2 protein-coding genes are annotated in these 9,091 nt (G+C 73.9%); both read right to left on the bottom strand.

The window, feature by feature from the left end; translation table 11 throughout:
- Window positions 1-48: 48 nt before the first annotated feature.
- Window positions 49-7,197: an amino acid adenylation domain-containing protein gene (locus tag ADK55_RS06640; RefSeq protein ID WP_053676527.1), complete on the bottom strand. Its 7,149-nt coding sequence runs from the start codon at window positions 7,195-7,197 to the stop codon at window positions 49-51.
- Between the two features lie 20 nt (window positions 7,198-7,217).
- Window positions 7,218-9,091, bottom strand: a 1,874-nt coding sequence (locus ADK55_RS06635; RefSeq protein ID WP_234349925.1) for a condensation domain-containing protein, incomplete at its 5' end; no start/stop codon positions are given.

The raw sequence follows: 9,091 nt of genomic DNA, 5'->3' as shown, positions 1-9,091 counted from the left end.
CCCGGGGCGGGTGGGAGCGGACCTCGGCCCGTCCCACCCGCCCCCTCGTCACCCCCGGACGGGCAGGGCGGCCAGCGCCCGCGCCAGCACCGGCCCGACCCGCGCCGACACGGCCGGGGACATCAGCTCGTCGTGCGAGCAGTCCAGGACGTGCTCCACCAGGCGGCCGTCGAGGTACGGCGGCCAGACCCGGGCGGGCGCCTCGTCCGCCGGCGTCGTGCGGGCGGCCGTGAAGAACAGCACGTCACCCCGGAACCGGCGGGTCCGGCTGCGCGAGAGCAGCCGTACACAGTGCACGTTGGTGGAGACGATCGACTCCAACAGGTCCTCGTCGAAGCCGGCCAGCAGGCCCTGGCTGTCACGGATCGCGGCCACCGCCTCCGAACGGTCCACCGGCTCACCGTCCGCGGGCCCCTCCAGACCGGCCACCGACAGCAGGAACCCGCTCTCCTCCCGTTCCAGACGCTCCCGCCAGTCCGGGTCGTCCACGTACGACCAGTCCTCGGTCTCCGGCGGGTACGCGTCCAACAGGCCGAGGAACGCCACCTCCTCGCCGCGCTCCTGGAGCAGCGCACCGAGCGTCTGCGCGACGGTGCCACCGAAGGAGTAGCCCAGGAAGTGGTACGGCCCCTCGGGCTGCACCGTCCTGATCTCCGCCAGGTAGAGCTCGGCCAGTTCCGCGACGTCCGCGACGTCCGGCTGCGGGCCGGACAGCCCCGGCGACTGGAGGCCGTACACCGGCCGGTCCGCGTCCAGGTGCCGCAGCAGGCCCGAGTACTGCCAACTGAACCCGGACGCCGGGTGGAAGCAGAACAGCGGCGCGGCCGTGCCCCGCTCCCGCAGCGGCATCAACACCCGCAGCGCGCCCTGACGGGCGTCCGAACCGATCCGGGCCGCGATGTCCGCCACCGTCGGCGCGGCCATCACCGAGGCCACCTGCACCGGCAGCCCGAGCGCGTCCCGGATCCTGCCGACCAGGCGCATCGCGAGCAGCGAATGCCCGCCCAGCTCGAAGAAGTTGTCCTCCACCCCGACCTGCTCCAGGCCGAGCACCTCCGCGAAGATCCCCGCCAGGAGTTCCTCACGCGCGTCCTTCGGCGGCCGGCCGACGCCCGCCTGCCCGAAGTCCGGTGCGGGCAGCGCCGCCCGGTCCACCTTGCCGTTCACCGTGAGCGGCATCGCGGCCAGCTCCACGAACGCCGACGGCACCATGTACTCCGGAAGGCTCCGCGCCAGGTGTGCCCGCAGCGCCGCCGCGTCACCGGCCGCCCCGGCCGACATCACCGTGTAGGCCACCAGCCGACGGACCCCGCCCGCACCCGTGTGCAGGGTCACGGCGGCGGCGGTCACGTCCGGCGCCGCCGCGACCGCCGACTCGATCTCCCCGAGCTCGATCCGGAAACCGCGGATCTTGATCTGGTCGTCCGCCCGACCGAGGTAGTCGATCGAGTCGTCGGCCCGCCACCGCACCAGGTCACCGGTGCGGTACATCAGCGTGCCCGGCTCACCGAACGGATCGGCCACGAACCGTTCCGCGGTCAGCGCCGGCCGCCCGAAGTAGCCGCGCGCCAGACCGGCACCGGCCAGGTACAGCTCGCCCGGCACCCCCGTCGGAACCGGCCGCAGGGCGCTGTCGAGCACATAGGCCCGGGTGTTGTGGATGGGCCGGCCCACGCACGAGCCGGCGCTGTCCGCCACGTCCGCGCCCAGCGCGTTGATCGTGTACTCGGTCGGGCCGTACAGGTTGTAGCCCATCGTGCCCTCGGTGCGCCTCAACAGCTCCCACAGGGAATCCGGCACGGCCTCGCCGCCCAACAGGAACAGCGTCGGCCGGTGCCGGTCGGGGCTCAGCAACCCCGCCTCGACGAGCTGCTGCCCGTACGAGGGGGTGACGTTGACGACGTCGATGCCCACCCGGTCGTAGTGCGCGGTCAACGCCGCCGGGTCCAGGCGCAGTTCCTCGCCGATCACGTGCACCTCGTGCCCGTCGACCAGCCAGAAGAACTCCTCCCACGACATGTCGAACGCGAAGGACACGGTGTGCGCCACCCGCATCCGGCGCCCGCCGGCCAGCGCCGCCGCCGGAGCGAAGATCCGCTCCCGGTGGTTGAGCAGCATGTTCGTCAGACCCGCGTACGGCACGACGACACCCTTGGGGCGTCCCGTGGAACCGGACGTGTAGATGACGTACGCCGGGTGCCGGCCGTCGCGCACCCCGGTCAGCTCCGACTCCGCGAGCGGCGACGCCGCCAGCGCGGCCAGCTCCTCCCGCGTCCGCGGCGCGTCCAGCGTCAGTGCGGGAACGCCCTCGACCACCGGTACCCGGTCCGCGACCGGGGCGGTCGTCACCAGGCACAGCGGGGCCGCGTCGGACACCATCGTGGCCAGCCGGTCCACCGGGTGGTCCAGGTCCAGCGGCAGGTACGCGGCGCCCGTTTTGAGTGCGGCGAACAACGCCACGACGAAGTCCGCCGAACGCGGCAGACCGAGCGCGACCACCGTCTCCGGCCCCGCGCCCCGCGCGACCAGCAACCGGGCCAGCCGATTCGCGCGGGCGTCCAGTTCCGCGTAGGTCAGCCGCTCGTCCTCGAACACCAGGGCGGTGTCGTCCGGGGTGCGGGCGGCCTGCTCGGCGAACAGGTCGATCACCGTGGTGTCCGGGACCTCGTGGCCCATGTCGTCGCCCTTGGCGAGCAGCAGCGCCCGCTCCCCGGCCCCCAGCGTGGCCAGCCGGCCGACGGGGTGCGCACCGCCGTCCGAGAGCTGACCCACCAGCAGGGCCAGCCGGTCGGCGAGCAGCCGGGCGGCCGCCTCGTCGTACAGGTCCGGCCGGTAGGCCAGCGTCAGCTCCAGGGCCCGCCCCGGGGTCACCGCCAGGGTCAACGGGTAGTGCGTGCCGTCGACGCTGTGCGTCCACCCGATCTGGTGACGGGCCACCGCCTCCTCGCGGGCCGCGTCGTCCAGCGGGGTGTTGCGGAACACGTACAGGGTGTCGAAGAGCTGCCCGATGCCGCTGAGCCGCTGCACGGGGCCCAGGCCCACGTAGTGGTACGGCAGCAGCGCCGCGTGCTCGGCCTGTACGCGCACCAGCAGGTCCCGCAGCGGCTCGTCCGCCCGCAACGACACCCGGAACGGCAGCGTGTTCATGAACATGCCGATCATCTGATCGACCCCGGCGATGTCCGCCGGACGGCCCGAGACCGTCGCCCCGAACACCACGTCGTCGCGGCCCGTCATCTGCGCCAACGACAGCGCCCACGCCGTGCTCAGCACCGTGTTCAAGGTGATGCCGCAGCCCCGGGCGAACGCCCGCAGCCGGTCACTGGTCTCCTCGTCCAGCGACAGGTCCACCACCTCCGCGGTCACCGGTTGACGGGCCGGGTCCGCGGGCGCGACCAGCGTGCCCTGGTCCAGCCCCGCCAGATGGGACCGCCAGGCCCCGGCCGCCTCCTCGGTGTCGACGGCGGCCAGCCAGCGCAGGTAGTCCCGGTACGGGGTCACCGGCGCCAACGCCTCCTCCGCGCCACCGTTGCCGTACAGGGCGAACAGCTCCTCGAAGAACAGCGACTCCGACCAGCCGTCGGTCAGGATGTGGTGCTGGGTCACGCACAGCACCCACCGCGTCGCGGAGAAGCGGATGAGCGTCACCCGCAGCAACGGCGGCGCGGCCAGGTCGAAGCGGGTCGCCGCGTCGGCGAGCGAGAACTCCCGCAGCGCCGCCTCCTGGGCATCCGCGTCGAGATCGCCGAGGTCCAGCTCACGCCAGGGCAGCTCCCAGGCGGAAGGCACCACCTGCACCGGACCTTCCAGGCCCTCGTGCCAGAACCCGGACCGAAGGTTCGGGTGACGCCGCAGCATCGTCTCGAAGGCCCCCCGCAGCGCCGTCGTGTCCACCTCGTGCAGCAGCTCCACGAAGTTCTGCATCAGATACACGTCGAGAGCGCGATCGTCGTACACCGCGTGGAAGTACAGGCCCTCCTGGAGCGGCGCCAACGGCAGGATCTCCTCGGCCGACGGGAACGCCGCGGCCACCAGGCGCCGCTGCTCCTCGCCGAGTTCCACCAGCGGGCCGTCGGCGGCCAGGTATCCGCCCTGCCCGTCGCCCGCCGCGCCGGCGGCGGCCGCCATCCGGGCCACCGTGCGGTGCTCGAAGACATCGCGCGGGGTCAGGACGAGGCCCTCCTTGCGGGCCCGGGTGACCAACTGGATCGAGACGATGCTGTCGCCGCCCAGCGCGAAGAAGTCGTCGTCGATCCCCGCCGACCTCAACCCCAGGACGTCGACGAACACCGCGCACAGCGCGCGCTCGCGGTCGTCGCGCGGGGCCCTGGAGTCCTCGGCGCCGCCGAGCGTGGGCGACGGGAGCGCGGAGCGGTCCAGCTTCCCGCTGACGTTCACCGGCAGGACGTCCAGCACCACGATCGCCGCCGGCACCAGATAGTCCGGCAGCCGGGCCGCGAGGAGTTCACGGGCGCGCGCCGGATCCACCCGCCCGGTCACGTAACCGACGAGGCGCTTGACCCCGGGAGTGTCCTCCCGCACCACGGCCGCGGCGGTCGCCACCCCCTCCAGGGCGCTGAGCGCCGCCTCCACCTCACCGAGCTCGATCCGATAGCCGCGGATCTTGACCTGGTCGTCGGCCCGACCCAGGAACTCCAACTCGCCGTCCGGCCGCAACCGCACCAGGTCACCCGTCCGGTACATGCGGGACCCGGCGGGCCCGTACGGGTCGGCGACGAAGCGCCCGGCCGTCAGGCCCGGCCGGCCGAGGTACCCGCGCGCGGTGCCGTGCCCCGCGAGGTACAGCTCGCCGGGGGTGCCCGCCGGAGCGGGCCGCAGCGCCGAGTCCAGCACGTACGCGGCGGTGTTGCCGATGGGGCGGCCCACGATCGGGGTCGCCGACACCGACAGGTCGGCGGCCAGCGCGTCCACCGTGTACTCGGTGGGACCGTACAGGTTCACCGCCATCACCCCGGAGGCCGCGCGGACCTCCGTCCACACGGCCTCCGGCACGGCCTCGCCACCCAGCAACAGCAGCCCGGGCCGGTGCCGGCCGTCATCGAGCAGACCCCACTCCAACAGGGCCTGCGCGTAGGTCGGCGTCACGTCCATCGCGTCGATCCGCTGCTCGCGCACATAGCCGACGGTGAACTCCGCGTCCCGCCGGCCCGTCTCGTCGAGGACGTGCAGCTCGTGGCCCGCGATCAGCCAGAACAACTGCTCCCAGGACGTGTCGAAACTGAACGACGCGGTGTGCAGGGCACGCAACCGTCTCCCGCCGGCGGCGCCCACGGCCGGCCCGAACACCTCCGTCAGGTGGTTGGCGTACAGGTTCGCCAGCCCGCCGCCGGTCAACACCACGCCCTTGGGCACGCCCGTGGAGCCCGAGGTGTAGATGACGTACGCGGGATGCTCGGCGTCCACCGGCGGGCCGGTGAACCCGGGCTCGCGGGAGGCGAGTTCCGCACGGATCTCCGGCGCGTCCAGCACGATCCGCTCCGGACCGCCCGGCACGGCCGCGGGCAGCGACGCCGTCGCCGCGCCCCCGGTCACCACACACGCCGGCCCGGCGTCCCCGAGCATCAACGCGAGCCGATCGGCCGGATAGTCCAGGTCCATCGGCAGGTACGCCGCACCCGCCTTGAGCACCGCCAGGATCGCCACGACGGACTCCGCCGACCGGGGCAGCGCCAACGCCACCACCGACTCCGGGCCCACCCCGCGCGCCGCCAGCAGCGCCGCCAACCGACCCGCCCGGTCGTCCAACTCCGCGAACGTCAACCGCTCCGCACCCGCGACCACCGCGCACGCGTCGGGCGTCGCCGCCACCTGCTCGGCGAACCGATCGGCGACCGTGCCCGCCGGCACGTCACGGACCCGGCCGCGCCAACCCTCCCGCAACCGGACCCGCTCACCCGGGGTGACCGGGTCCAGGGTGCCCACCGGCGCCTGCGGCGCCGTCGTGAGCTGCTCCAACAGACCCGCCAGCCGCTCCGCGATCACCGCCGCGGCCCGCGCGTCGAACAGGTCGGGCCGGTACTCCAGGGCCAGTTCGGCCCGTTCCTCCAGCGACACCGCGAGCGTCAGCGGATAGTGCGTGGCGTCCCGCGCCGACACGTCCGCGACCCGCACCCCGTCGGACAGGGCCGGCTTCGCCGACGGGTCCACCGGATAGTTCTCGATGACCACCAGCGTGTCGAACAGCTCGCCGCCGCCCGCCTGCTTCTGGATCCGGCGCAGCCCCAGGTGGTGGTGGGCCAGCAGCCCGTTCTGCTCGTCCCGGAACCGGCGCAGCAGATCGGCCCCGCTCTCCCACGGCCGCGCCGCGAGACGGACGGGGACGGTGGTGATGAACAGACCCACCATCGACTCGACACCCGGTATCTCCTCGGGCCGCCCCGCGACCGTCAGCCCGAACACCACGTCCCGGCGCCCCGTCAACGAGCCCAGCAGCAGACCCCACGCCGCCTGGATCACGGTGCTCGGCGTGGTCCCCATGCGCCGCGCGGCCGCAGTCAGCCCGGCCGTCGCACGCTCCGACAACTCCAGCCGGTGCACGCCCGGCCGCACCGCCGTCCGCGACGGGTCGGCCGGCGCCACCAACGTGGCCTCCTCCAGCCCCGCGAGCGCGGTGCGCCAGGCCCCCTCGGCGGCCGGCGCGTCCTGCTGCTTGAGCCAGCGCAGGTACTCCTTGTACGGGCGCACCGAGGGCAGCGCGGCCAGGTCGCCGTCGTTGTCGTACAGGGCGAGCAGATCACCGACGAGCAGCGGCATCGACCAGCCGTCGACCAGGATGTGGTGCACCGTGACGATGAGCAGGTGGTCGTTCGGGTCCCGCCGGGCCAGCGTCAGGCGCAGCAGCGGCGGGCGGTGTAGGGCGAAGCGGTGGTTGAGCTCGGACCGCTCCACCCGGCGCACCGCCGACGCGGAGGGGTCGTCGCTCAGGTCCACCCGGTTCAGGGCGAAGGTCACCTCGGCCGGTACGAACTGCACCGGCTGGGGAACGCCCTCGTGCCAGAACCCGGCCCGCAGATTGGGGTGGCGGCGCAGCAGCGCGGCCCCGGCCCGCTCCAGCCGGTCCGCGTCGACCGGGCCGGCGAGGGTGACGGTGACCTGCACGGTGTAGACGTCGGGCGCGCTCTGGTCGTACACGGAATGGAACAGCATGCCCTGCTGCAAGGGGGACAGCGGAAGCATGTCCTCGATTCGCGCCTGCGTCACTGCTGGGCCCTCCACATTTCTTCGAGCATGGTGATCTGGTCCTGGTCGAGGTCGACCAGGTCGAGGTCCGAGGGGGTGTACCCCCCGGTGGTGGTGCCGTCGGCCCAGGAGGCGAGGGCGTTCACGGCGGACAGCCAGCCGTCCGCGAGGTCTTGGACGGTCCCGGCGGAAAGGGCCTCGCCGGCCCGGATAAACGTGGCCGTCAGCTCCGGCCCGTCGGCCCCTTCGGTGATCTCCGCCGTGATCTCCAGTACGTGGGAGAGCGGCATGTCCGGGTCCGGGCGGGCCGACAGGGCATCGGCCTCGTCGGCACGGCCCCAAGCGTCGGCGGTCCGCCCGGTCTGGCGACCCAGGTAGTTCCACAGGACCTCGGCGCGCGCCGACGGATCGAACAGCCGGGCCGCGGCCGGGTTGGCGTACCGCAACAACCCGGCGCCGATCCCGCCGTCGGGCACGGCGCGCAGCAACTCCTTCACTTCCTTGAGCGCGGCCCCGGCGTCCTCCCGCCCGGCCAGCACGGCGGCCGGATCGTACGATCCGCCGGCCAGCCGCAGCGGGTGGATGGTGGTGAGCCAGCCGACCGTACGGGTCAGGTCGGCGCCCGGCATCAGCTCCTGCTCCCGCCCGTGGCCCTCCAGGTCCACGGTGAAGCCGGCGCCGGCGCGGCCGGACCGGGCCGCCCGGTCGCCGACGACGAGCGCCAGCGCGGTCAACAGGGTGTCGCCGACCGTGCCGTGGAAGGCGGCGGGCACCGCATGGAGCAGCGGCGCGGTGCGCTCGGCGGACAGCCGCACGCTCAGGCTCCGCGCGGTCGCGGCGGTGTCCGTCCCCGGATCGAGCGGCCGGTCGGCGAGCAGCGGCCCGCCCGGCTGGGCGGCCAGCCAACGGTCCAACTCGGCGGTGCGGCGCGGGTGCTGCGCCTCCGCGAGCAGGTGGGTGGTCCAGCCGCGCAGCGAGGTGCCCACCGGGTCCAGGGCCGGGGCCCGACCCGCGGCCACCGCCTCGTACGCCGCCCGCAGGTCCGGGAGGAGGATCTGCCAGGACACCTCGTCGACCGCCAGGTGGTGCGCGGCGATCAGCAGCCGGCCGTCCTCGCCGGGACCGCGGTCGAAGTGCACCGCCCGTACGAGAACGCCCGCCTCGGGGTCGAACGACGCCGAGACGCGTCCCGACTCGACGCCGATCAACGCCCGCAGCGCGGCGTCGTCCAGGCCGGCGGCCTCGGCGCGATCGAGGACCGCGTCGGCCCGCACCGCACCGACCTCACGGATCTCCGCGCTCCACACGCCGGGGCGCGGGACGGTCAGGTTCATCCGCAGCGCGTCATGGTGGTCCAGGACCGCTTGGAGCGCGGACACCAGCTGCGGGTGTCGGACGCCGGCGGGCAGCCGGATCAACTTGGCCTGCGCGAAGGAGGCGAACGGGCCGCCGCGCTCGGCGAGCCACTGCGCGACCGGCGGCAGCGGCAGCGGACCCGGGCCGCCGTCCGACGGGCGGACCGGGGCGGCCGGGGCGCCGTCGCGGGGCGCGGTCAACGCGGCGAGGGCGGCCGGGGTCGGGTTCTGGAAGATCTGCCGGGCGGAGACCGTCAGCCCGGCCTTGCGCGCCAGGCTCACCAGGCGGATGGAGATGATGCTGTCGCCGCCGAGCTCGAAGAAGTTCTCGTCCGGGGCGACCGCGGACAATCCCAGGACCTCGGCCATCAGGGCGCACAGCACCTGCTCCGGAGTACCCGACGGGGTGGCCGGGACGACCGCCGACGCCGGCGATGCGGGGGTCGGCCGAGCCGCGATGACGGGTGTGGGGAGTGCGTTGCGGTCGAGTTTTCCGTTGGGGGTGAGGGGGAGGTGGGTGAGGGGGATGTAGTGGG

It is taken from the genome of Streptomyces sp. WM4235, from assembly GCF_001279725.1.
In the GTDB taxonomy this organism is placed as follows: domain Bacteria; phylum Actinomycetota; class Actinomycetes; order Streptomycetales; family Streptomycetaceae; genus Streptomyces.
The sequence above is the reverse complement of the archived record's forward strand: the minus strand, read 5'-3'. Positions and strand labels throughout refer to the sequence as shown.